22 protein-coding genes and 2 tRNA genes are annotated in these 24,127 nt (G+C 67.5%); 9 read left to right on the forward strand and 15 right to left on the reverse strand.

Annotated elements, in window-relative coordinates; translation table 11 throughout:
• Positions 1 to 73 precede the first annotated feature (73 nt).
• The gene (locus tag FBY28_RS05475; protein ID WP_141864959.1) at positions 74 to 1,693 is read left to right on the forward strand and encodes a DUF222 domain-containing protein; all 1,620 of its coding nucleotides are present in this window, start codon (positions 74 to 76) and stop codon (positions 1,691 to 1,693) included.
• Position 1,694: 1 nt separating this feature from the next.
• Here the strand turns inward: FBY28_RS05475 and FBY28_RS05480 are convergent, their stop codons facing one another.
• The gene (locus tag FBY28_RS05480; RefSeq protein WP_141864961.1) at positions 1,695 to 2,612 is read right to left on the reverse strand and encodes a LysR family transcriptional regulator; all 918 of its coding nucleotides are present in this window, start codon (positions 2,610 to 2,612) and stop codon (positions 1,695 to 1,697) included.
• Positions 2,613 to 2,695: 83 nt separating this feature from the next.
• Between FBY28_RS05480 and FBY28_RS05485 the strand changes: the two genes are divergently transcribed.
• Complete coding sequence (locus FBY28_RS05485) at positions 2,696 to 5,014, forward strand: FdhF/YdeP family oxidoreductase (RefSeq protein ID WP_141864964.1); 2,319 nt, start codon at positions 2,696 to 2,698, stop codon at positions 5,012 to 5,014.
• Positions 5,007 to 5,882 (forward strand): formate dehydrogenase accessory sulfurtransferase FdhD, encoded by an 876-nt coding sequence (fdhD, locus tag FBY28_RS05490; RefSeq protein ID WP_141864966.1) that lies wholly within the window; start codon positions 5,007 to 5,009, stop codon positions 5,880 to 5,882. The genes FBY28_RS05485 and fdhD overlap by 8 nt, the downstream gene beginning before the upstream one ends.
• A gap of 81 nt (positions 5,883 to 5,963) precedes the next feature.
• Here the strand turns inward: fdhD and clpX are convergent, their stop codons facing one another.
• The 6 genes from clpX to FBY28_RS05520 form a co-directional block, all read right to left on the reverse strand.
• Positions 5,964 to 7,244 (reverse strand): ATP-dependent Clp protease ATP-binding subunit ClpX, encoded by a 1,281-nt coding sequence (clpX, locus tag FBY28_RS05495; protein WP_019511799.1) that lies wholly within the window; start codon positions 7,242 to 7,244, stop codon positions 5,964 to 5,966.
• 303 nt (positions 7,245 to 7,547) lie between these two features.
• Positions 7,548 to 7,850, reverse strand: a complete 303-nt coding sequence (locus FBY28_RS05500; protein ID WP_141864968.1) for a hypothetical protein — start codon at positions 7,848 to 7,850, stop codon at positions 7,548 to 7,550.
• A 152-nt stretch (positions 7,851 to 8,002) separates the two neighbouring features.
• A complete protein-coding gene (locus FBY28_RS05505; protein ID WP_019511797.1) occupies positions 8,003 to 8,629 on the reverse strand; it encodes an ATP-dependent Clp protease proteolytic subunit in 627 nt (208 codons plus the stop codon).
• The gene (locus tag FBY28_RS05510; RefSeq protein ID WP_030133729.1) at positions 8,626 to 9,225 is read right to left on the reverse strand and encodes an ATP-dependent Clp protease proteolytic subunit; all 600 of its coding nucleotides are present in this window, start codon (positions 9,223 to 9,225) and stop codon (positions 8,626 to 8,628) included. Before FBY28_RS05510 ends, FBY28_RS05505 begins: the two co-directional genes overlap by 4 nt.
• A gap of 110 nt (positions 9,226 to 9,335) precedes the next feature.
• Positions 9,336 to 10,847: a trigger factor gene (gene tig, locus FBY28_RS05515; protein ID WP_160145464.1), complete on the reverse strand. Its 1,512-nt coding sequence runs from the start codon at positions 10,845 to 10,847 to the stop codon at positions 9,336 to 9,338.
• Positions 10,848 to 10,887: 40 nt separating this feature from the next.
• Positions 10,888 to 10,961 (reverse strand) — tRNA-Pro (locus tag FBY28_RS05520).
• Positions 10,962 to 11,091: 130 nt separating this feature from the next.
• Between FBY28_RS05520 and FBY28_RS05525 the strand changes: the two genes are divergently transcribed.
• A tRNA-Gly gene (locus FBY28_RS05525) sits at positions 11,092 to 11,162 on the forward strand.
• Positions 11,163 to 11,235: 73 nt separating this feature from the next.
• Here FBY28_RS05525 and FBY28_RS05530 read toward each other — a convergent pair.
• On the reverse strand, positions 11,236 to 11,667 hold the full coding sequence (locus tag FBY28_RS05530; protein WP_216847511.1) for a hypothetical protein: 432 nt from the start codon (positions 11,665 to 11,667) through the stop codon (positions 11,236 to 11,238).
• Positions 11,668 to 11,892: 225 nt separating this feature from the next.
• On the opposite strand from FBY28_RS05530, the gene FBY28_RS05535 reads away from it, so the two are divergent.
• The 3 genes from FBY28_RS05535 (at position 11,893) to FBY28_RS05545 (ending at position 15,368) form a co-directional block, all read left to right on the forward strand.
• Positions 11,893 to 13,098 (forward strand): serine hydrolase domain-containing protein, encoded by a 1,206-nt coding sequence (locus FBY28_RS05535; protein ID WP_216847512.1) that lies wholly within the window; start codon positions 11,893 to 11,895, stop codon positions 13,096 to 13,098.
• Between the two features lie 90 nt (positions 13,099 to 13,188).
• Positions 13,189 to 14,013 carry a DUF1542 domain-containing protein gene (locus FBY28_RS05540; RefSeq protein ID WP_141864970.1) on the forward strand — a complete coding sequence of 275 codons (825 nt, stop codon included), beginning with the start codon at positions 13,189 to 13,191 and terminating at the stop codon, positions 14,011 to 14,013.
• Between the two features lie 179 nt (positions 14,014 to 14,192).
• Positions 14,193 to 15,368: a Cmx/CmrA family chloramphenicol efflux MFS transporter gene (locus FBY28_RS05545; RefSeq protein WP_141864972.1), complete on the forward strand. Its 1,176-nt coding sequence runs from the start codon at positions 14,193 to 14,195 to the stop codon at positions 15,366 to 15,368.
• On the opposite strand, the gene FBY28_RS05550 is transcribed toward FBY28_RS05545, so the two are convergent.
• The 4 genes from FBY28_RS05550 to FBY28_RS05565 are packed head-to-tail and all read right to left on the reverse strand — an operon-like array spanning position 15,340 to position 18,970.
• Positions 15,340 to 17,016, reverse strand: a complete 1,677-nt coding sequence (locus FBY28_RS05550) for a cation:proton antiporter (protein WP_141864974.1) — start codon at positions 17,014 to 17,016, stop codon at positions 15,340 to 15,342. The two genes, FBY28_RS05545 and FBY28_RS05550, sit on opposite strands and share 29 nt — an antisense overlap.
• 43 nt (positions 17,017 to 17,059) lie before the next feature.
• Positions 17,060 to 17,866: an Fpg/Nei family DNA glycosylase gene (locus FBY28_RS05555; protein WP_141864977.1), complete on the reverse strand. Its 807-nt coding sequence runs from the start codon at positions 17,864 to 17,866 to the stop codon at positions 17,060 to 17,062.
• A 14-nt stretch (positions 17,867 to 17,880) separates the two neighbouring features.
• On the reverse strand, positions 17,881 to 18,360 hold the full coding sequence (locus tag FBY28_RS05560; protein ID WP_141864979.1) for a ribose-5-phosphate isomerase: 480 nt from the start codon (positions 18,358 to 18,360) through the stop codon (positions 17,881 to 17,883).
• Between the two features lie 13 nt (positions 18,361 to 18,373).
• A complete protein-coding gene (locus FBY28_RS05565; protein ID WP_216847513.1) occupies positions 18,374 to 18,970 on the reverse strand; it encodes a TetR/AcrR family transcriptional regulator in 597 nt (198 codons plus the stop codon).
• A gap of 57 nt (positions 18,971 to 19,027) precedes the next feature.
• Here FBY28_RS05565 and FBY28_RS05570 point away from each other — a divergent pair, with 57 nt between their 5' ends.
• Positions 19,028 to 19,768 carry an SDR family oxidoreductase gene (locus tag FBY28_RS05570; protein WP_141864981.1) on the forward strand — a complete coding sequence of 247 codons (741 nt, stop codon included), beginning with the start codon at positions 19,028 to 19,030 and terminating at the stop codon, positions 19,766 to 19,768.
• Here FBY28_RS05570 and FBY28_RS05575 read toward each other — a convergent pair.
• The 3 genes from FBY28_RS05575 to FBY28_RS05585 are packed head-to-tail and all read right to left on the reverse strand — an operon-like array spanning position 19,765 to position 22,561.
• Positions 19,765 to 20,724 (reverse strand): isopenicillin N synthase family dioxygenase, encoded by a 960-nt coding sequence (locus FBY28_RS05575; protein WP_141864983.1) that lies wholly within the window; start codon positions 20,722 to 20,724, stop codon positions 19,765 to 19,767. The two genes, FBY28_RS05570 and FBY28_RS05575, sit on opposite strands and share 4 nt — an antisense overlap.
• Entirely contained in the window at positions 20,721 to 21,167 is a 447-nt protein-coding gene (locus FBY28_RS05580) for a nucleoside deaminase (RefSeq protein ID WP_019512162.1), read from the reverse strand. Before FBY28_RS05580 ends, FBY28_RS05575 begins: the two co-directional genes overlap by 4 nt.
• On the reverse strand, positions 21,164 to 22,561 hold the full coding sequence (locus tag FBY28_RS05585; protein ID WP_141864985.1) for a purine-cytosine permease family protein: 1,398 nt from the start codon (positions 22,559 to 22,561) through the stop codon (positions 21,164 to 21,166). The genes FBY28_RS05580 and FBY28_RS05585 overlap by 4 nt, the downstream gene beginning before the upstream one ends.
• 200 nt (positions 22,562 to 22,761) lie before the next feature.
• On the opposite strand from FBY28_RS05585, the gene mgtE reads away from it, so the two are divergent.
• The gene (gene mgtE / locus FBY28_RS05590; protein WP_141864987.1) at positions 22,762 to 24,123 is read left to right on the forward strand and encodes a magnesium transporter; all 1,362 of its coding nucleotides are present in this window, start codon (positions 22,762 to 22,764) and stop codon (positions 24,121 to 24,123) included.
• Positions 24,124 to 24,127: the final 4 nt, after the last annotated feature.

Genomic DNA, 24,127 nt, shown 5'->3' on the forward strand with positions numbered 1-24,127 from the left:
AATCTTTTGTCTCATTGATCCCTGGTGTCACATTCCATCCGGATTTGTCGGGTGTAGCACGTATGTTCGAATCATGACCACGGCGACGGTGCGAGTGACGGAGGCGGTAGCGAATTTGCGTGCCGCCTTCGACGCGTTCGCCGCCACCGACCTCGAGTCGCTGAGCCGTGCCGAGTTGATCGCCGTCATGGACGAATACGAGATGTTGACCTGCCGGCTTCCCGCTCAGCGGCATCGTCTGCTGACGCAGTTGCAAGCCGAGACCACGGCCCGTGAGATGGGTGCGAAGTCCTGGAACGAGGTGCTGCGGATCCGGTGGCGGCTGTCCACCACCGAGGCCGGTCGCCGTCTGCATGAGGCCGCGCAGTTGGGACCGCGCCGGACACTGACCGGGGATCCACTGCCGCCGCAGCTGCCGGTGGTGGCCGTCGCCCAGTCCGCCGGGCTCATCACGGCCGAGCATGTGACCGTCCTGCGTGACGCCGTCCGCGATCTGCCCGGGTTCGTCGGCACCGCCGAGCGCGAAGAATTCGAGCTTGCCCTGGTGCGCGAGGCAACCGGAATCGGCCCGAGAGAGCTGGCCACTTCGGCGGCCAACCGACTGTTCCTGCTCGATCAGGACGGCCCGGTGCCCGACGAGCGTGAGCGGCAACGCAAACGTGGGGTGGTCATCGGCAACCAACGCCGCGACGGGACCACACCGATCACCGGGAACCTCGATCCGGAAGCGATGGCGGTATGGGAACCCCTCTTCGCGAAGTTCGCCGCCCCCGGGATGTGCAACCCCGCCGATGACCAACCATGCACTCTCGGTACGCCCAGCCAGGATCAGATCGACCACGACCACCGCACCCAGGCCCAACGCCGGCACGATGCGATGATCGCCATCGGACGCATCGCCCTGATGTCCAACCCCGGTCAGCTCAACGGCCTCCCGGTGGCGGTGATCATCCGCACCACCGTGCAGGAACTGCACTCGCTGGCCGGGATCGGCACCTCCGGTGGCGGCACGAAGATCCCGATCCGCGATGTCATCCGGATGGCCGGGCACGCCTCTCACCACCTGGCCATCTTCGACGGTGCCACCGGTGCGGCCCTGAACTACTTCCGCACTCGGCGCACCGCCAGCGCGGCGCAGCGGATCATGCTGATCGCCCGCGACGGGGGTTGCACCAAACCGTGCTGCACCAACGGCCCGTACTTCTGCCAGGCCCACCACGGAGAGGCCGATTACGCGCGCGGCGGCAACACCAATGTCGACAAGCTGGCCCTGGCCTGCGGCTGTGACAACCGGATGGTCGACGAGAACGGTGGCTACACCACAACGTTCAACGCCCGCAACGAATGCGAATGGCACCCACCGCCGGCACTGGATCACGGCCAGGCCCGGGTCAACTACCACCACCGCCCCGAACTCCTCCGGCACCGGACGCGGGACGGGTCGCGATGGGCCGAGCGCATCGGGCAACTGGATGGACTGTTGTCTCCAGTCGAGTACCCGCCCGAGTACAGGTGCGATGACGTCCGCCGGCCAGATGACGACGGCTGGCCCAAAGAAGATGGCCGGCCCGAAGACGACCTCACCGAGGAGAGGTTGCTCGAACAGTTCCGCGCTGTCACCGCAGATATCGACTTCTGGGAGCTGGTCACCGGCGACCACCACCACGGCGGCACCGGTCTGCGCGGACCGTGACTCACCAGCCGTCGAGGTGGCCCTCGATGTTCACTCCGGCGGCCACCTCGACCAGCGCGGCCGCCACGATGGAGGCCGGCACCCGGTCGAGCACCACGAGACCGATTGCCGGCTGCGCGCCGTGCTGCACCATCGGCCGTGCGGAGAATCCCTGCGGCAGGCCGAGAGTCGGCAACCAGGCCGTCGAGGCGATGGTCGCCCGGCCCGAACCGGTGAGATGCGCGTACAGCGCGTCGACCGAATCCGCCTCCACCGCCGGGCGATACTGCACACCCTCGGCGGCCATGTTGGCGTCCAGAATCCGGCGATTGCGCATGGTCGTGGTCAGTACGCACAACTCCAACCTCGCCGCATCCACCCAGGCCACCTCCGGGGCCGCCACCAACGGATGGTCCGCAGGAGCAAGCAGTACATACCGTTCGCGATACAGCTCCACCGAGCGGGTACCCGGCGGTGCCTCGTCGTCGAGATACGTCAGGCCCGCGTCGATCTCGAAATCGGCCAACCGTCGCGCGATCTCCCGCGACGACAGCGCCTCGATGCGCACCGAGGCCGCCGGGTTACGCGCCAGGAACTCCGCGGAGATGAACGGGCTGACCGGGACGGCCGTCGGAATCGCCCCGATGCGCGCGGTGACGGTCAACCGACCGCGCATCCGGTCGATATCGGTGAGCATGTCATCGCGCTCGGCCACGATGCGCTGGGCCCAGGCCACCACCCGGCGCCCCTCTTCGGTGAATCCCTCGAAGCGGTGCCCGCGCTGGACGATGACGATGCCGAGGTCCTTCTCCAGCCGGCGGATGGCCACCGACAACGTCGGCTGACTCACATGGCACCGTGCCGCCGCACGGCCGAAATGCCTCTCGGCAGCCAGTGCCAGCAGGTAGTCCAAATGCTGCAGCTGGATATCGTTACCCATCGATAGCAAGCGTCTATCACTGCATGTGAAATGGCAAATATGATCTGGCCTGCACCGGACGCGGCCAGGTCTAGGTTGGAGTCATGACCGATGTCGACGCCATGTACCACGAGGACGATCTGGTCGTCAGCTCCCCCAAGGACGAGGCCGCCGGTGTCAAGGCGGTGATGGTCAGCATGCACCGGGCCCTTGAGCAGATGGGCCCGCTGCGCACGGCGGCCACCCTGACCAGACTCAACCAGCGGCACGGCTTCGACTGCCCGGGATGCGCCTGGCCCGAGGAGCACGGCGGCCGCAAGGTCGCCGAGTTCTGCGAGAACGGCGCCAAGGCGGTCGCCGAGGAAGCCACCAAGCGGACCGTCACCGCCGATTTCTTCGCCAGGCACACCATCGCCGACCTGTCCGAGAAACCCGAGTACTGGCTGTCCCAGCAGGGCCGGCTGACCGAACCGATGGTATTGCGGCCGGGCGAGGAGCATTACCGTCCGATCGGCTGGGACGAGGCCTACCGGCTGATCGCCGACGAGATGCAGGCCCTGGACAGCCCGCACGAAGCGGCGTTCTACACCTCGGGACGCACCAGCAACGAGGCCGCCTTCCTCTACCAGCTCCTGGTCCGCAGCTTCGGCACCAACAACCTGCCCGACTGTTCGAACATGTGCCACGAGTCGTCGGGCACCGCGTTGATCGATTCCATCGGTATCGGCAAGGGCTCGGTCACGGTCGAGGACCTCACCGTCGCCGACCTGATCGTCATCGCGGGCCAGAACCCCGGCACCAACCACCCGCGCATGCTCTCCATTCTGGAGAAGGCAAAGGCCAACGGCGCCAAGATCATCGCCGTCAATCCCCTCCCCGAGGCCGGGCTGATCCGGTTCAAGGATCCGCAGAAGGTGCGCGGCGTGGTGGGCGATGGTGTGCCCATCGCCGACGAGTTCGTGCAGATCCGCCTCGGCGGGGACATGGCATTGTTCGCGGGACTCGGCCGGTTGTTGTTCGAGGCCCAGGATGCGGCCGGTGACAGCGCACAGATCATCGACCGGGACTTCATCGCCGAGCACACCTCCGGATTCGAGAGCTACGAGCGCCAGACCCGGGCGGTCGATCTGGACACCGTGCTGGCCGCCACGGGTATCGACCGCGCCCAACTCGAGAAGGTGGCCCATATGATGGCCACCTCCCAGCGCATCATCGTGTGCTGGGCGATGGGCCTGACCCAGCACAAGCACGCCGTACCCTCGATCGCCGAGATCACCAACCTGCTGCTGATGCGCGGCATGATCGGTAAGCCCGGTGCCGGCCTGTGTCCGGTCCGCGGGCATTCCAACGTCCAGGGCGATCGCACCATGGGCATCTGGGAGAAGATGCCCGATTCGTTCCTGGACGCCCTCGACGCCCGTTTCGGCATTGTCAGCCCGCGTGAACACGGCTATGACACCGTGGATGCCATTCGCGCCATGCGTGACGGCCGGGCAAAGGTGTTCATCGCGATGGGCGGCAACTTCGCCTCGGCCACCCCCGATACCGAGGTCACCGAGCACGCGCTGCGCAATTGCGCGCTCACCGTGCAGGTTTCGACCAAACTCAACCGCAGCCACCTCGTGCACGGCCGGACCGCACTGATCCTGCCGTCGCTTGGCCGCACCGACCGCGATATCCAGGCCGGCGGCAAACAGCTTGTGTCGGTCGAGGATTCGATGTCTATGGTGCATCTCTCCCGCGGCAGCCTGCACCCACCCAGTGATCAGGTGCGCAGCGAGGTATCCATCATCTGCCAGCTCGCCCAGACACTGTTCGGGCCGGAGCATCCGGTGCCGTGGCGCACGTTCAACGCCGACTACGACACCATCCGCGATGCCATCGCCGCCGTCGTGCCCGGCTGCGAGGACTACAACCGCCGGGTCCGCCAACCGGACGGCTTCCAACTCCCGCATCCGCCAAGGGATTCCCGCGAGTTCCCGACGATCACCGGCAAGGCCAACTTCGCCACCTATCCGCTGGAGTGGGTACCGGTGCCGCCCGGCCGCCTGGTGCTGCAGACCATGCGCAGCCACGATCAGTACAACACCACCATCTACGGTCTCGACGATCGTTACCGTGGCGTGAAGGGTGGCCGCCGAGTGGTGTTCGTCAACCCGGCCGATATCGCCGCCTTCGGCCTGACCGAGGGTGACATGGTCGACCTGGTGTCCGAGTTCGAGGGTCAGGAGCGCAGGGCCGAGGCGTTCCGCGTGGTCGCCTACGCCACTCCGGTCGGCAATGCAGCGGCCTACTACCCGGAGACCAATCCGCTGGTGCCGCTGGACCACGTTGCGGCCCGGTCGAATACGCCGGTGTCCAAGGCGATCGTGGTGCGCCTGGAGAAGGCGGCCGTCGCGGCGACGGGGGGCAGTCATGGGTAGGGTCACCACCCGGGTGCGGGCCCAGCACGTGACCGCCGGCGGCGCCGGCAATCCAGCCACTGCCGGCGGCGCCGGCAATCCAGCCTCCGTCGAACGCGCGGTCGCCCGGCCGGAGACGCTGGCCGTCGAGGAGCCGCTGGAGATCAGGGTGAACGGGACCCCGCTGACGGTCACCATGCGCACACCGGGCTCCGATGTCGAACTGGCGCAGGGATTTCTGCTCACCGAGGGATTGATCGGCCGCCGTGCCGACATCGCCACCGTTCAATACTGCAGCGGGGCGGGACCGGACGGGCTGAACACCTACAACGTGCTGGACGTGACGCTGGCACCCGGTGTCACGCTGCCTGATGTCGATGTCACCCGCAACTTCTACACGACCTCGTCCTGCGGGGTCTGCGGCAAGGCATCGCTGGAGGCGGTGCGGTTGAGCAGCAAGCACGGCCCCGGCGACGATCCGGTGACCGTCAGCACCGAAATGCTGGCGGCGCTGCCCGACCGGTTGCGCGCACGCCAGAAGGTGTTCGCCGCCACCGGCGGCCTGCACGGGGCGGCACTGTTCGATACCGACGGTGAGCCACTGGTGGTCCGCGAGGACATCGGCCGGCACAACGCCGTGGACAAGGTCATCGGCTGGGCGCTGGAGTCGCACCGGGTGCCGTTGACGGGCACCGTCCTGCTGGTCAGCGGTCGCGCCTCCTTCGAGCTGACCCAGAAGGCGGTGATGGCCGGTATCCCGGTGCTGGCCGCCGTGTCGGCCCCCTCCTCGCTGGCGGTGGATCTGGCCAGCCAGTCGGGTCTGACGCTGGTGGCGTTCCTGCGAGGGGATTCGATGAACATCTACACCCGGCCCGACCGGATCGTCTGAATCCGAGCCGCAAGCCCGACACACAAGGAGCCATACACAAAAGCCCCCGCCGATCCGGCGGGGGCTTTTGTGTTTGGCGGACTAGGCGCTCTTGTCGCGACGTTCGCTGCGCGACGGCTTGCGCGGCACGATGGTCGGCAGCACGTTGTCCTGCACGGTCTCCTTGGTGACGACGACCTTGGCGACGTCATCGCGGCTGGGGATGTCGTACATCGCCGGCTGCAGGACCTCTTCCATGATGGCGCGCAGGCCACGGGCACCGGTGCCGCGGTGGATGGCCTGATCGGCGATGGCGTCCAGCGCCTCCGGCGTCATCTCCAGTTCCACACCGTCCATCTCGAACAACCGGGTGTACTGCTTGACCAGGGCGTTCTTCGGGGTGGACAGGATCTGGACCAGCGACTCCTTGTCCAGGTTGGTCACCGAGGCGACAACCGGGAGACGGCCGATGAACTCGGGGATCAGACCGAACTTGATCAGGTCCTCGGGCATGACCTCGGCGAAGTGGTCCTGGGTGTCGATCTCGGCCTTGGAATGCACCTCGGCGCCGAAGCCCAGGCCACGCTTGCCGACCCGGTCGGAGACGATCTTCTCCAGGCCCGCGAACGCACCGGCCACGATGAACAGCACGTTGGTCGTGTCGATCTGGATGAACTCCTGGTGCGGGTGCTTGCGACCGCCCTGCGGGGGCACCGAGGCCTGGGTGCCCTCCAGGATCTTCAGCAGCGCCTGCTGCACACCTTCGCCGGAGACGTCGCGGGTGATCGACGGGTTCTCGCTCTTACGGGCGATCTTGTCGACCTCGTCGATGTAGATGATCCCGGTCTCGGCACGCTTGACGTCATAGTCGGCGGCCTGGATCAGCTTGAGCAGAATGTTCTCGACATCCTCGCCGACATAACCGGCTTCCGTCAGTGCCGTCGCATCCGCGATGGCAAACGGGACGTTGAGCATCTTGGCCAACGTCTGCGCCAGGTAGGTCTTACCGCAGCCGGTGGGGCCGAGCATGAGGATGTTGGACTTGGCCAACTCCACCGGCTCGGCACGCGAGTCACGTGACTTCTCCTGCGCCTGGATGCGCTTGTAGTGGTTGTAGACCGCTACCGCGAGCGTCTTCTTGGCGGTGTCCTGACCGATGACGTAGCCCTCGAGGAACTCGCGGATCTCGGCAGGCTTGGGCAACTCATCGAGCTTGACGTCGTCGGCATCGGCCAACTCCTCCTCGATGATCTCGTTGCACAAGTCGATGCACTCGTCGCAGATGTAGACACCGGGCCCTGCGATGAGCTTCTTGACCTGCTTCTGGCTCTTTCCACAGAATGAGCACTTCAGCAGGTCTCCGCCATCTCCAATGCGCGCCATGTGGGAGGGTCCTACTTCCTGTTTGCAATCACTCAAAGGTGGGTTTCACCGGGTGTGAACCCGACGCTACCCGTTCGTTCCGTCACGGTGCGACCGAAGGGTCGAATCGCGTCGGTGGTATTTGTTCGCGTGCAGGAGAACATATCTCTCTTGTTGCCCTGCCACCCGGCGGCACGCGGACCGTGTCCCTGGCGTGTCGTCGTCGTGACTCCGATCGCGGTGGAAACAACCAGGTCGCGCCGTCCAGTGCGCCGCTGTCCACAATACCGTCGGCGGCAACTGGCAAACATCGGCAGTTCGCGGTCAGCGCGGCCCCAGCCCACCCGGACCCACCGGTCCCGGCCCGACAGGTCCCGGTCCCACCGGCCCCGGTCCCACCGGTCCCACACCCACGGGGCCCACGACACCGCCGACACCCACCGGCCCGGCCGGCCCGACGACGGGGTTCACCCCGTAGGGCAGACACTCAACCACCGCCGGGTTCCAATATGTGCCCACCGGGCACACCGGCTCCTCAGCCTGGCCCACCGCCGGGTTGGCCAGCGTCATCCCCATCGCCGCGGCGACTCCCGCCATGCTCCATGCCAGCTTGCGCGCACTCTTCACAGCCCACTCCCCTCGGTCTTCCCCGACCTGACGACAGCTTCGCATCACCGAGGCGCTAGCGCATCCTTTTTGACGCACACGTCAACCAAGATCACACGAAAAGCACACGCCCCGGTCCGCGAGGCGAACCGGGGCGTGCGTCGAAGCTCTGATCAGGCGTTCTGGGCGGAGAGCTTGCGGTACTCCAGCACCGTGTCGATGATCCCGTAATCCTTGGCCTCGGCCGCCGTCAGGATCTTGTCCCGGTCGGTGTCCTTGCGGATGACCGCAGGATCCTTGCCGGTGTGCCGGGCCAGGGTGGAGTCCATCAGGCTGCGCATGCGCTCGATCTCGGCGGCCTGGATCTCCAGATCCGACACCTGACCCTGGATGGCCCCACCGACAGCGGGCTGGTGGATCAGCACGCGGGCATTCGGCAACGCCAGCCGCTTACCGGGGGTACCGGCGGCCAGCAGCACCGCGGCCGCCGAGGCGGCCTGCCCGAGGCAGACCGTCTGGATGTCGGCGCGGACGTACTGCATGGTGTCGTAGATCGCCATCAACGAGGTGAACGAGCCACCCGGTGAGTTGATGTACATGGTGATATCGCGATCGGGATCGAGCGACTCGAGCACCAGCAACTGGGCCATGATGTCGTTGGCCGAGGCGTCGTCCACCTGCACGCCGAGGAAGATGATGCGCTCCTCGAACAGCTTGTTGTACGGGTTGGACTCCTTGACACCGAAGCTGGAGTGCTCGATGAACGACGGCAGGATGTAGCGCGATTGCATCGGGTTCATTTGATACCTGCTCCTGGTCCCTCGCCGTTGACGCTGACACTGGTGATGATGTGGTCGACGAAACCGTATTCCAAGGCCTCCGAAGAGGTGAACCAGCGGTCGCGATCGGCGTCGGCTTCCACCCGCTCCAGGGACTGACCGGTGAACTGGGCGTTGAGCCGGTTCATTTCCTTCTTGGTCAGTGCGAACTGCTCGGCCTGGATGGCGATATCAGCGGCGCTGCCACCGATACCGGCCGACGGCTGGTGCATCATGATCCGGGCGTGCGGCAGGGCGTACCGCTTGCCCTTGGTGCCGGCGGCCAGCAGGAACTGACCCATCGACGCGGCGAGGCCCATGGCGTAGGTCGCCACATCGCACGGCGCCAGCACCATGGTGTCGTAGATGGCCATACCCGCGGTGACCGAGCCACCGGGTGAGTTGATGTAGAGGTGGATGTCCTTGGTGGGGTCCTCCGCGGCCAGCAGCAGAATCTGCGCGCACAACCGGTTGGCGATGTCGTCATCGACCTGGGTGCCCAGGAAGATGATCCGCTCGGCGAGCAGTCGCTCGTATACCGAATCGATGAGGTTGAGCCCCGACGTGCCACCACGCATGTCAGTCACGGCTGGATACCTGCTTTCTTCGAGTTGTCGTACTCGTGCACCGACATTAACGAACGCGCGGCGAAGAGCACGCCCCAACGGGCGCGCTTTCGCTCACAGCGTCACTCCGAGGAGTCGTCGCTCTTCTTGTCGGACTTCTTCTTGGCCTTCTTCTTGTCCTTCTTCTCCGCCTTCTCGGCGGCAGCATCCTCGTTGGCAGCGGCCTCGGACTCGGACTCGGACTCTGCGTCAGCGGCCGGAGCCTCCACAGCCAGGTCCTCGGCTGCCTCCGCCTCGGCGGTCTCCTCGCCACCGGCCGGTCCGAAGAACTCGGCGGTGTCGACCGCATTGCCGTCGGAATCGGTGACGGTGGCGCCGGAGACGACGGCGGCGATGGTCAGGCCGCGGCGGACATCGGCGAACATCGCAGGCAGCTGGTTGTTCTGCTGCAGCACCTGCAGCAGCTGCTGCGGCTCGATGCCGTACTGCCGCGACATCAGCACCAGCCGCTCGGTCAGGTCGGCCTGGCCGACCTGGATGTCGAGCTTGTCGGCGACGGCGTCCATCAGCAGCTGGGTCTTGACGGCCTTCTCGGCCTCGTTGCGGGTGTTCGTGTCGAACTCCTCGCGGCTGCTGCCCTGCTCGGTGAGGCTCTCGTTGAACTTGTCCTCGTCGTGGTCGAGTCCGTGGATGGCGTTGTGCAGGGTGTCGTCGATCTGCGCCTGCACGATCGCCTCGGGCAGCGGCACCTCGACATCGGCGAGCAGCGCCTCGAGGGCCTTGTCGCGGATCTGCTCGGCCTGCTGGATGCGCTTGACCCGCTTGACCTGCTCGACGAGGCTCTCCTTGAGCTCGTCGATGGTGTCGAATTCGCTTGCCAGCTGGGCGAACTCGTCGTCGGCCTCGGGCAGCTCGCGCTCCTTGACCGACTTGACGGTGACGGTGACCTCGGCCTCCTGGCCGGCGTGCGGGCCGGCGGCGAGCGTGGTCGTGAAGACCTTGGACTCACCGGTCTTGAGCCCGATGATCGCCTCGTCGAGGCCGTCGATGAGCTGGCCGGAACCGATCTCGTGGGACAGGCCCTCGGTGGCGGCCTCGGGCACCTCGGTGCCGTCGACGGTGGCCGACAGGTCGATGGAGACGAAGTCGCCGTCGGCGGCGGCGCGCTCGACACCGGTCAGGGTGCCGAAGCGGGCACGCAGGTTCTGCAGTTCGGTGTCGACCTCGTCATCGGCGATCTCGATCGGGTCGACGGTGATCTTCAGCGCGGTCAGGTCGGGCAGCTCGATCTCGGGGCGGATGTCGACCTCGGCGGTGAACACCAGCTCCTCGTTGTCCTCGAGCTTGGTGACCTCGATATCGGGCTGGCCGAGCGGCTGGATCTCCGCGGAGGTGACGGCCTCGCTGTAGCGGCTGGGCAGCGCGTCGTTGACGACCTGCTCCAGGACCGCGCCGCGGCCGATGCGGGCCTCGAGCAGCTTGCGGGGGGCCTTGCCGGGACGGAATCCGGGCAGCCGCACCTGGCCGGCCAGCTGCTTGAACGCGCGTTCGAAGTCCGGCTCCAGCTCGGTGAAGGGCACCTCCACGTTGATCCGGACCCGGGTCGGGCTCAACTTTTCGACGGTGCTCTTCACTGCGTTACTCCTCGTAGATGGTTCGTTGTTGCTCGTACGGTCGGGGTGACAGGATTTGAACCTGCGGCCTTCCGCTCCCAAAGCGGATGCGCTACCAAGCTGCGCTACACCCCGTGCCTCTTCGTGCCTGTCTTCGGTCGACACGCACGCACGCCGACCACGCGAGATACTACGGGCATGTGTCGCGACGCCATCAATTGGATTTGATCGCGCCTTCGCTAGTACAGTCTCCGATGCACCGCATGCGGGCGTAGCTCAATGGTAGAGCCCTAGTCTTCCAAACTAGCTACGCGGGTTCGATTCCCGTCGCCCGCTCAGATGCAGAACGGTCCTACCGGCGGAAACGCTGGTAGGACCGTTTTTCGTAGGCATAGCTGCGGGCGGGCCGTCAGCCGCCGAGCTTGGCGGCGAGCTCGGGGCACTCGTACTTGACGGCCACCGTGACGATCGTGGTCAGCGCATCGGGCGGCAACCGGCTGCCCATCTGGACCAGGACATCGACCACGTCCTGGACGGAATCATTGAAACGGCTCTCGCCCATGATGCACGCCAGCGACAGCTGGTCGGCGATCGCGTCATCGGGTCCGTCGATACCGGCGGCGCGCACCTCGTCCAGGGCCTGCTGCGAGACACCGGGCGACGGACTGGCGGTGGTGGGTGTTCTGGTGGACGGCGACTTCGTGGTGGACCGCTTCGGCGCGCTGGAGGTGTACGGCGAGACGTCATCCGGCGCCGTCGCCATCCCGGCGGTGCTGCCACCGCACCCGGCGATCAGGACCGCCCCGGTCATCCCCCACGCCGCAACCGCTGTCTTGCCCATGTTGCCTCCCCCGCCCCGCCCCCGCAGTGCGGCCACAACCGTATCGCCGCCGCGAGCGGTCGGCCGCCGTCATGCGCAAGATGCTTGTCGCGGAACGGTTGTCGGAACGTCGACCGGAGCCGATCGTCATCCAACCGGGATGCAACGGCCACGCGGTCGTCACCTGGGCCACCGGCGCAGGACGTACGGTGGCCGGAGTCATCGGATGCGACTGGAGGTCGAGCTGTGCACCGCTCCCCCGTCGTGTCACCCACCGCGTCCGTGGACGGCATCTGCGTCGAAGATTTCGCCGGCGTGCGTGCGGCGTTCGAACGTAATTTCTCCGAGCGCGGCGACATCGGTGCCGCGGTCGCGGTCTGGGTCGACGGCGATCTGGTGGTCAACCTCTGGGGTGGCAGCGCGGACGCCGCGGGGGCGCGGCCCTGGCGGGCCGACACGTTGGCCAGCATCTACTCCGGGTCAAAGGGTCTGACGAGTACCTGCATCCACCTGCTGGCCGACCGTGGCGAGCTCGATCTGGACGCGCCGGTCGCCCGGTACTGGCCGGAGTTCGGCCAAGCCGGCAAGGAGAACATCACGGTCGCGATGGTGCTGGCCCACCGCTCCGGGGTGATCGGGCCGCGGGATCGGCTGCGCCCGGAACAGACGCTCGACTGGGACGGCGTGTGCGCGCGGATCGCCGGGTCGCCACCGTGGTGGGAACCGGGTACCGCGCAGGGCTATCACATGGTGACGTTCGGGTTCATCCTCGGCGAGCTGGTGCGCCGGGTCACCGGGCGCACCCTGGGCAGGTATCTGCGCACCGAGATCGCCGAGCCGCTCGGTATCGACGTCCACGTCGGACTGCCCGCCGCCGAGCACCACCGATGCGCGGAGATGATCAACAAGCCCCACATCCGCGACGTGCTGGCCGGCGGTGGCGCGCCGGGACAGCCGGCCCGCCTTGACGAACACCCGATGGCCGGGCTCGCGGTGGCCATGGGATTCGTGCCCGACGACGAGCTGGGTTCGACCGATATCGACAGCTGGCGCGCCGCGGAATTCCCGGGCACCAACAGCCACGTCAGCGCGCACGGTCTCGCGACGTTCTACAACGCACTGGCCCAGGAGAAGCTGCTCAGCCGCGAACTGATGGAGCGGGTTCGGGTGTCCCAGGGCGGATTCGACACCGATGTCGTCCTCGGCGCACGGGTCGCCGATCACGGGTGGGGTCTCGGCTACATGCTCAACCAACGCGGGGTGGCCGGGCCGAACACCGCGATCTTCGGCCACGGCGGATCCGGTGGGTCGTTCGCCTTCGTCGACCTGGAACACCGCATCGGCTACTCGTATGTGATGAACCATTTCGACGCCACGAAATGCAATGCCGACCCGCGCACGCTGGCGCTGTCCGACGAGGTCTACACCGTGCTCGGCGTGAAAAAGGGTTGACCACGCCGGACTTCGCGCGGGCTTCGCCATGGTCGAGCTTCGCTGTGATCGAGCACAGGAACCCCGATGCGCTGTCGGTACGCTGGGAACATGAACGGCGTACTCGTCATCCTCATCGTGCTCGTCATCGCGGCGATCGCCTTCGTCGTGTTCAACTCGTCGCAGGCCAACGACCGCAAGGCCGCCGAATCACTGGCCGATGCGAAGGCCGACGCGCGCCGGGTGATCGAACGACTCGGCGGGCAGGTGCTCAACATCACCGGTAACGACGATGCCTCCAAGCAGGCGATGGCAGATGCGTCCGAGCGGTACACCGCGGCATCCTCGCAGATCGAGCAGGCCACCACCGCCAAGCAGGCCGAGCTGGCGAAGGAGAGCGCCATCGAGGGCCTGTACTACGTCCGCGCGGCGCGCAGCGCGATGGGCATGGATCCGGGTCCGGAGCTGGAATCGCTTGCCGGACAACGCACCGCCGGTGCCGTCACCGAGGATCGCCGTGTCGAATTCGAGGGCAGGCAGATCGAGGCTTCCCCGACACCGTCGGAGCGCACCCCGAATTACTATCCGGGCGGGCGCGTCGCGGGACGTCCGGTGCCCGCGGGCTGGTACTCCGAGCCGTGGTGGAAGCCGGCGCTGGTGGCCGGCGCCTGGGGTCTCGGCTCGGCCATGTTGTTCAGTGCCATGTTCAGCGGGATGTCCGGTGTCGGTTACGACGCGCAGGCGTTCGAATCCGGTTACGGCGACGGGTTCCAGGACGGCCTGGCCCAGGGTGAACTCGGCGATGGTGGCGGCGTCGAGCAGAGCGGCTGGGATGGCGGGGACCAGGGCGGCTGGGATTCCGGCGGCTGGGACGGTGGTGGCGATTTCGGTGGCGGAGACTTCGGCGGCGGCGACTTCGGCGGGTTCGACTTCTAGCCGCGACGCGAGATCGTTAGGGTGCTCGTATGAGCCCGAAGACGCATGAGGTGGGGCTGCCGGTCCCACCGCCAGCCCCCTAGATCCAGCATTTATCGGCACGCGTGTTCGCTGCACGCGTGCGGGTGCCGGCCGTGGTGACGAGATGAATCCCCATACCTCTCACCGTGGAAGCGTCGATGTCTCGTACCCTCTATCTGCTTGCCCTGGCCGTATTCGCCATGGGCACTTCGGAATTCATGCTCGCGGGCCTGGTGCCCGATATCGCCGCCGATCTCGGCGTCCCGGTCGGCGCAGCCGGTCTGCTGACCTCGCTGTTCGCCGCCGGGATGGTGATCGGCGCACCGGTGATGGCGGCCTGCGCCCGCCGATTCCCGGTCCGCACGAGCCTGACCACCTTTCTGCTGGTCTTCGCGGCCGCCCATGTGGCCGGCGCGGCGACCACCAGCTTCCCCCTCCTGCTGGGTACCCGGGTGCTCGCAGCCCTGGCCAATGCCGGGTTCCTGGCGGTGGCGCTGCGGGCGGCCACCGCCTCGGTCACGGCCGACCGCCGCGGGCATGCGCTGGCGGTCCTGCTTGCCGGTACGACGTTGGCGATGGTGCTCGGCGTGCCCGCAGGGGCGCTACTCGGAATGCTCCTCGGTTGGCGGGCCACGTTCTGGGCCGTGGCGCTGTTGTGCGCGCCCGCCCTCATCGGCATCGTCACGGGGATCCGCAGCGGCCCGCCACCCGAGCCCGAACGGGTCTCGCTGCGCACGGAGTTGGCCCAACTCCGCTCCCCCGCGTTGGCTGTGGTGATGGTGCTGGCCGCCGTCGTCAACGGCGCGACCTTCGCGGCGTTCACGTTCCTGGCGCCCGTGGTGACCGCCACGGCCGGACTGGACCGCTCGTGGATCACCGTGGCGCTCATGCTTTTCGGGACCGGTTCATACCTGGGGGTGCGGCTGGCCGGCCGGTTGTCCGATGACCGGCCCGGCACCGTGCTGTTCACCGGCGGACCGCTCTTGGTTCTGGGCTGGGTCTTGCTCGGGATCTGGGCCGGACATCCGTGGGTTCTGCTGGTCCTGGTGTTCGGCCAGGGTGTGCTGTCCTTCGCCGTGGGCACCACGCTGATCACCCGCGTGCTCTACGCCGCGTCCGGCGCACCGACCATGGCGGGTTCGTACGCGACGGCCGCGCTCAACCTCGGCGCGGTGTGCGGGCCCGCCGTTGCCGGGCTGACGTTGACCGGCCCGGCCGGGCCGCTCGGGCCGGTGTGGACGGCGGCCGCACTGTCCGCGCTCGGAGTCGGGTGTGTACTGCTCGCGTCGCACCTGGTGGCCGGATTCAGAGGCGGCTCTCCAACCTCGCGGTGACACTGGCCTCCTGCAGATCGAGGCGTTCGAGCATGGCGCGCACCGCCTCGTCCTCGATACGACCGTCTTCGAGCTCGGCGATCAGTGCGGCCCGCTGGGCACCGAGCACCGCTCGGTAGACCGTCGAGAACACCTCGGCCCGTTTGGTGGGCGCACCGGGATCGGGCATCTCGTCGGCGTCCTGCGCGTGCCGGGCGATGACGGCGCGGATCTCGGCGACCAGTTCCTGGTTGATCCCCGCCGGCGGGTGGGCGTGAAAATCGGCAAGCACATCGTCGGCGGCCCGCTGGACCACCTGCTCGGCCTTGATCTCCTCGGCCCGGTCGTCGGCGTGGTCGTCGTTGAATCGCGACAGGTGCAGCCGCCGGATCAGCCATGGCAGCGTCGACCCTTGGATCAGCAGCGTCCCGACGCTGACCACGAACGCGATGGCCTGGATGGTGGCGCGCTCGGGGAAGGGCTCACCGTCGATCGTGGTGGCCGGGATGGCGGCGGCGGCCGCCAGGGTGACCACCCCGCGCATCCCGGTCCAGGAGACCACCACGTTCTCCTGCCAGCTCAGCGAGCGGCGGTCGATCCGGGAGCGCCACTTCGCCAGCGGCCGGTCCCGCGTCGTGCCGCGGCCGGTATCGGGGGCCGGGACACTCCATTTCGCCTCGACGTGGCGGGCGAGCTTGCTGCGCCCGAACATCAGGAACACCGACACCGGGCGGATCACCAGGACCAGCACCAGCACGATCGCCGAGGCGATCGCGACCTGTGTCAGTGATTCGTGTGCCTCCTGCAGATCCTGCAGCACGAACCGCAGATGCAGGCCGATGTAGGCGAAGACGAACGCTTCCAGCAGGACGTCGACGGAGTTCCACACGTAGCGTTCCTGCAGTCGGGTCTGGTAGCCGGCCGACAGGGTCCCACTGCCGACGACGAACCCGGCCACGACCACCGCCAGCACACCCGAGGCGTGCAGCTCCTCGGCCACGATGAACGCGGCGAACGGGACCACCAGACCCTGCACCGTCTCCAGGCCGGGATTGGCCAGCCGCCGGCGGATCCACAGGGTGATCCACCCGAGCAGTGCACCGACGACCGGTCCCACCACGGCGCTGTAGGCGAACAGCAGCACGGGATTGTCGATGAACGTGCGGGTACCGGCCACCTGAGCCACCGCGATGCTGAACAACGTCAGCGCGGCGGCATCGTTGATCAGGCTCTCGCCGGTGAGGATCGCCATCACCTTCTTCGGCAGCCCCAGCTTGCGGCCCACGGCGACGGCGGTCACCGCGTCGGGCGGGGCGACGATCGCCCCCAGCACCAGTGCGGTGGCGAAGGTCAGCGGCACCAGCACCAGCCACGCCGACACCGCCGCCACGGTGAACGCGCTGATCACCACCAAGCCCACGCCGAGGCCGAGGATCGGCCGGATGTTGCGCAGGAACGTCGGGAAGGAGAAGTTCAGTGCCGCCGAGTACAGCAAGGGTGGCAGCACGACCGTGAGCAGGATGTGCGAGTCGAGCTCGGGCGGTTCGAAGTCCGGCGCGAACGACACGGCAATGCCGACCACGACGATGATCAGGGCGGGTTCCAACCCGCGCCGGTGCGCGATGGCGGTCACGACGATGGCCCCGACGACCACGAGAATCAACTCCACCGCAACGATTCTCCCTGCCCGCCGGTGTGTCTGCCGCGCAGGCTCAGCTCTGGCAGGTGGGGCACCAGAACACGTTGCGCGCCTCCAGTTCGGCGGTGCGCACCGGTGTGCCGCATACCCGGCACGGCTCGCCGCTGCGGCGGTAGACATAGGTGCGCGGCCTGCCCTCGCGATAGGAGGGCGCGCCGCGATCGTGTTCGGGGCGGACGACGACGATCTTGCCCCGGCGCACCCCGACCTTCATCAGCGCGACGAGGTCGGTCCACATGTCCTCGAACTCGTCACCACCGATATGGGTGCCGGGCCGGTACGGGTCGATCCGGTGGCGGAACAGCAGCTCGCTGCGGTAGACATTGCCGACCCCGGCCATCACCTTCTGATCCATCAGCAGCCCGCCGATGGTGCGGCGCGACTTGGTGATTCGCTGCCACGCCGACTCAGGATCGGCATCGGCACGCAGCGGGTCGGGGCCGAGCCGGGCGAGCACATCATCGACTCCCCCGTCGTCGATCACTTCACATGCCGTCGGTCCACGCAGATCGGTGTAGTGGTCGGCGCCGACCATCCGCATCCGCACCGCGCCCACCGGCGCGGGCAATCCGCCGTCCGCACCGAGCGGCGCCTCGGTGAAGCTGCCGTACAGGCCCAGGTGCACATGCACCACCGCACCGCCGTCGTAATGGTGGAACAGGTGCTTACCCCAGGCATCGGCGGTGCGCAGCACCCGGCCGGAGACGGCGGCCGCACCGTCGGTGAAACGACCCTGCGGGCTGGACACCACGACCGGGGCCCGGCCGAACCGCTTCTGGTGCAGCCGGGCCAGCCGGTGCAGCGTGTGGCCCTCCGGCATGGGTCAGACCGCGATCAGGCCGGAGCTCCGGGCACCGGCGGTGCGATGTGGTCGACCTCATAGGCGGCCAGGATGTCGATGCGGCGCTGGTGGCGTTCGGCCTCCGACCACGGAGTGGCCAGGAAGGCGTCGACGATCGCGAGCGCCTCCTCCTCGCTGTGCATGCGGCCACCGAGGCCGATCAGCTGGGCGTTGTTGTGCTCGCGGGCCAGCTTCGCGGTCTCCACGCTCCACGCCAGTGCACAGCGGGCACCGGGCACCTTGTTCGCGGCGATCTGCTCGCCGTTGCCCGATCCGCCGAGCACGATGCCCAGGCTGTCCGGGTCGGCGACGGTCTTGACCGCGGCGTCGATGCAGAACGCCGGATAGTCGTCATCGGCGTCATAGCTGTAGGCGCCGCAGTCGATCGGCTCGTGGCCGGTCTTCCTGAGGTGCTCGATGATGGTCTTCTTGAACTCGAACCCGGCGTGGTCGGCACCGATGTAGACGCGCATGGCGGTAACCCTACTAATCGGGACCCGCGTCACCGCCGCCCACCTGGTGCACGGACAACCCGTCGAGCAGCACGCCCAGCAGGCGCGGTGTGCGTTCGGCCCACTCGTCGGCGTCGACGTGGGCCAGGAACCAGGACAGCAGGATGACGTCGCGGGCGTCGACATCGGCGCGCAGTACCCCGGAGTCACGCCCGGCCTCGAGCAGCGCGCCGAGAGCGTCGCCGAGCTTGCCCGGTGTGTGCGAGGCGATGTCCCGCCACACCGACGCCTCGACCGCGGCCATCACGCCGAACTTCACCCTCGCGTACGCCGCGAGATGGCCGAACCATTGCCGCAGCGCCGCCACCGGCGGCTGCTGTTCGAGCAATGCGTATGCGAGCACGACCAATTCGTCGATCTCGTCGTCGTAGAGCGCGCGCATCAGATCGTCCCGGGTGGCGAAGTGGCGGTACAGCGTGGCCTGGCCGACACCGGCCGCCCGCGCGACGGCGCTCAGCTTCAGCTCCCCGGGTTCGACGACGAGTCGTCGGGCGGCATCGATGATGGCCGATCGGCTGCGCGCGGCGTCGGTGCGCTCGGCCACATACACCCCCACCTTGAAAACGGACAAGTTGTCCGTTTATATGGAAGCGGACAACTTGTCCGCATTGCCTCGGAAGGCTAAGCCATGAATTCACTCGCAGACAAGGTCGTCGCGATCACCGGCGCCAGCAGCGGGATCGGCGCGTCCACCGCACGGCGGCTCGCCGGCCGCGGTTGCGCCGTCGTCCTCGGCGCGCGCCGCACCGAACGGCTCGACGAACTGGCCGCGGAGCTGCGTGCCGCGGGAGGCCGGGCCGCCGCCGTTTCCGTCGATGTCACCCGAGCCGATGATCTGCAAGGCCTGGTGGCCTCGGCGGTGTCGGAGTTCGGCCGCCTCGACGTCCTGGTCAGCAACGCCGGAATCGGCCCGATCTCACCGCTGACCGCTCGGCGTCGCGGCGACTGGGACGCCATGATCGACGTCAACCTGCGCGGTGTGCTGCACGGTATCGACGCCGCCCTACCCGTGTTCGAGGCGCAGGGCCGCGGCCACTTCGTCACCATCGTCTCGACCGCGGGCCTCAAGATCGTGCCGACCATGTCGGTGTATGCCGCCACCAAGAACGCCGTCCGCACCGTACTGGAGGGCCTGCGCCAGGAGTCCACCGACGGGACGCTGAAGACCACGGCCATCTCACCGGGGTATGTGCGCACCGAGTTCGGCGATTCCATCACCGACCCGGCCATCCGCGCCGAGATCGACGACGGCATGCAGGCTTTCGCGCTCGATCCCGACGCGATCGCCAGAACCGTCGAGTTCGCGATCGACCAGCCCTGGGAGGTCGAGATCGGCGAACTGGTGATCCGCCCGACCGTCCAGGGTTAACCGACTGTGATGGCGTCCAGTCGCTCCTTGATGAAATCGGCCGAGGTCACCGGATCCAGGCCGGAAACCCGCCCGACAGGCGGTTCCAGCGGAGTGACCAGCGCATCGTGGTTGGCCTCGTAGAAGTAGATCAGCGAGACCAGGTCCTCTTCCGGGGCGTGCGGTTGCGGCGGCAGCACCCGATGCCGGCCCGAGGGCCAGCGCCGGCCGCTCCAGTACTCCAGCAGGTCACCGATGTTGACGGTGAGCGCGCCGGGCTCCCACGGCGCGTCCTCCCAGCCGGCCCCCTCCGAATACACCTGCAGGCCACCGGCACCGGGTTCACGGTCGAGCACGGTGACCGTGCCGAAATCGGTGTGCGGGCCGATCCGGAACTGGCCCGGTTCCGGCTCACCGACCACGCTGACGGGCGGATAGTGGTTGATGTTCATCGTCCACGTCGGCGTGCTGGCCAACGTCGCGAACGGATTGTCGGACAGGCCGAGGGCTGCCGCGAACAATGCGAGCAGGTCATCGGAGAGCGTGCGCATCGCGGTGGTGTACTCGTCGACAAGACCCTGCAGCTGCGCCACCTCGGCGGGCCAGACGTTGGGCGCGAACCAGATTCGGTCGATCTCCGGATCCCCGGTCGCGGTCTCGGCGCCCAGGCTGAAGCTCTCCTTCAGATCCGGCGGCGTCTCGGTGCCCTCGGCGTAGGCGTTGGCCTCCGCCCCCGGCCCGATCCACCCGTGGCCGCCGACCGGCACCGAATAGCGCTGCTTCACCTCGGTGGGCAGGGCGAAGAACTCGCGGCTGGCGGCGCGCACCCGCGCGGCCAGCTCCGGATCCACACCGTGGCCGGTGACGATGATGAAGCCCGCCCGCTGCAGACCCTCGTCCACCTCGGCGGCGAGCGCCCGCGCGTCCGCACCACCGGCGTACCAGCGGGAAAGATCAACGGTGGCAATGGCGCTCATTCAGCCACTCCGATATCTTCGTTCCACAGTTCCGGCCGGGCGGTGATGAACTCCGCCATCATCGACACGCACCGCTCGTCTTCCAGCAGCGTCACCTGCACGCCGTTCTCGGCAAGCCAGTCGTGCCCGCCGGAGAAGGTCTTGGCCTCCCCGATGACCACCGCGCCGATGTTGAACTGACGCACCAGACCGCTGCAGTACCAGCAGGGCGAGAGCGTCGTCACCATCACCGTGGACCGGTAGTCGCGTTGCCGCCCGGCATTGCGGAAGGCATCGGTCTCGCCGTGCACCGACGGGTCGTCGTTCTGCACCCGCCGGTTGTGTCCGCTACCGAGCAACACACCGTCCCGGGTGAACAGGGCCGCGCCGATCGGGATTCCGCCCTCGGCCAACCCTTTTCGGGCCTCCTCGACGGCTACGTCGAGCATCATCTCCGGGGTCACGCGGGCACCCGCTCGGCGGCAATCTTGGCACGGCACAGCACGAGATAGCTGCCCGCGGCCAGCAGGAAGCCCACGAAGAAACCGATATCACCCAGATCGGGCACCGCCCGAACGACAAACCCCACGAACAACTCCTGATTGCAGAACAGCAGGAACGAAACCACCAGACCGATCAGGAACGACAGTAGTCCCGGCCAGTTCGAATAGGAGTGGTCATAGAGGAACCCGTCCACCCGTTGCCCGCGGCGCAGGTACTGGTCGGCGAACACCACCCCGAGCCAGGGACCCACCCAGTAGGCGATGAGCAACAGGAACGCCTCATAACTTGCCGCGGCATCGGCCAATGCCCACCAGGCCACCAGGAAACCCGCGATGCCGAAGAAGACCGTCGCCGTCGCCCGCGCGATATGCGCCGGCAGTTTCACACCGGTGGTGACGAAGGCCATCCCGGCCGAATAGACGTTGATGGCGTTGGCCGCCACGGCACCGATGGCGATGGCCAGCAGGGTGGCGGCGGCCAGCGCGCCGGGCAGCGAACTGGTGAAGACATCGGCCGGATTGTCCGAACTCGCGTTGGTGACGATGGTGACCGACGCCGCCCCGACGATCGCCAGCACCGAACTGGCCAGGAACAGCCCGCTCGCGGCGAACAGCCCGGTGCGCGCCGGTGACACGGTGCTGGGCAGATAGCGGCTGAAATCGGCGGCATAGGGCGTCCAGCCGGCCACGTAGCCGAAGGTGGCACCCACGGTCAGCAGAAAACCGCCGACCCCACCGACGCCTCCCTCGACAGCGGGTGCGCCCAGATCGGCCTTGCTCACGATGACCACCGCGGTGATCGCGAAGATGACCGCCAGCACCGGGAACGCCCACCGCTCGAAGGCCTGCACCAGGTTGTGCCCGAAGAACGCCAACACGGTCTGCACGATGACCACCAGAACCAGCGCCCACACCGGGGCGATGCCGAACAGCGTCGCCAACGCGAAGGCCGCGCTGATGCTGTTGGTCGCAAACCAGCCGACGCCTGCGGTGATCGCCATCAGTGTCGAGGGCACCGCGTTGCCCCGGTATCCGAAGGACAACCGGCCGATGACCATCTGCGGCACCCCGAGCTGCGGGCCGCGTGCGGACAGGAAGAAATGGGCCACCGCGCCGAGCCCGGCGCCGACCACGATGCCCGCGACCGCCTGCCAGAACGTCATGCCGAAGTAGGAGACCGCCAGCACGCCCAGGAAGATGGTGGCGAATTCCAGATTCGGCGACGCCCAGGTCCACAGCAGCTGACTGGGCCTGCCATGGCGATCGGCCTCTGCGATGAACTCGTTGCCACCGGGTTCGACCGCGACGATCCGGTCCCGGTAGCTACCGTCGGTGGTGGGTTCGGCCGCTGTCATTCTGTGCACTTTGACGGTCCGACCACCGGCGTGCAACCGGAACAACGGAATCTCACACCTACGAATTTCGTTGTCCGACACCTGCCGGACACCCGCGCGCCAACCCGCGTACACCGGCTAATGCGCTGTTGGACAGCCTCTCTGGCGAAAACACAAGCGCGCTAGATTGGCCTTCGCAATCGGCAGAGATGGAGACTGGCATGGGCAGCACCACCGCGACCGCACTACGCTCGGCGATCGCGAAACGGGATGTGGCCGCCTGGCTCAGATCGGTCAAGGATCCGGCCGAACGCACCCACCAGCTCGCCAAGTGCAGTGCCGACGACCTACAGGCGCTGGGCCCGCTGCTCGACTCCGACGGCGCCACCGAGCTGTTCGAGTCGATCGACGACGAGTTGTCGGCCTATGTGCTGGCCGCGATGACAGCCCCCGATGCGGCCCCGCTGGTGGACGCGCTCGACCTCGACCATGCCGCCGATGTGCTGCGCGATATGAAGGACGCACCGCGCGAGAAGGTCCTGTCGGTGCTGCCCAAGATCCGCGCCGACGTGCTGCGCGGTCTGCTGAGCTGGCCGCCCGATTCGGTGGCCGCGCACATGGTGCCCGAGGCGCTGACCGTCCGCCCCGACATGACGGTCGGCGAGGCCGTTGCGTCGATTCGCGGCGATGCCGCGACGCTGCGCAGCGACTCGCGCACCGGTGCCTATGTGTACGTCACCGACGACGGCAACCGGCTGCTCGGCGTAGTCGCGTTCCGTGATCTCGTGCTCTGCGATGCGCAGGACACCGTCGCGGCGCTGACCAACAGCGATGTGCTGTCGGTATCGCCGCTGACCGATGCCGAGGAGGCCGCCCAGTCGTTGGTGGACTACAACCTGGTCGCGGTGCCGGTGGTCGATGCCGACAACCGGCTGCTGGGCATCCTCACCGAGAACACCGCCAATGACATCACCGCCGAGGAAGCCACCGAGGACGCCGAACGCCAGGGCGGCTCGGAACCGCTGGAGGTGCCCTACCTGCGGGCCTCACCATGGCTGCTGTGGCGCAAGCGGATCGGCTGGCTGCTGCTGTTGTTCATCGCCGAGGCCTATACCGGCACGGTGCTGCGCCATTTCGAGGAGGAGATGGAGGCCGTCGTCGCACTGGCCTTCTTCATCCCGCTGCTGATCGGCACCGGCGGTAACACCGGAACGCAGATCACCACGACCCTGGTGCGGGCGATGGCCACCGGTCAGGTGCGGCTGAAGGACGTGCCGGCGATCCTGGCCAAGGAAATGTCGACCGGCATGATGATCGCGCTGACCATGGCGCTGGCGGCACTCATCCGGGCCTGGATGCTCGGGGTCGGGCCGGAGATCACGCTGACGGTGTGCCTGACAGTGGCCGCGATCGTGCTGTGGTCGTCGTTCGTGGCCTCGATACTGCCGCCGGTGCTCAAGAAGTGCCGGGTCGATCCGGCGGTGGTGTCGGCACCGATGATCGCGACCATCGTCGACGGCACCGGGCTGATCATCTACTTCATGATCGCCCACGCCACGCTGTCACAGCTGCAGGGGCTCTAGGTTC

This window comes from Arthrobacter sp. SLBN-53 (assembly GCF_006715585.1).
Classification (GTDB): Bacteria; Actinomycetota; Actinomycetes; order Mycobacteriales; family Mycobacteriaceae; genus Mycobacterium; species Mycobacterium neoaurum_A.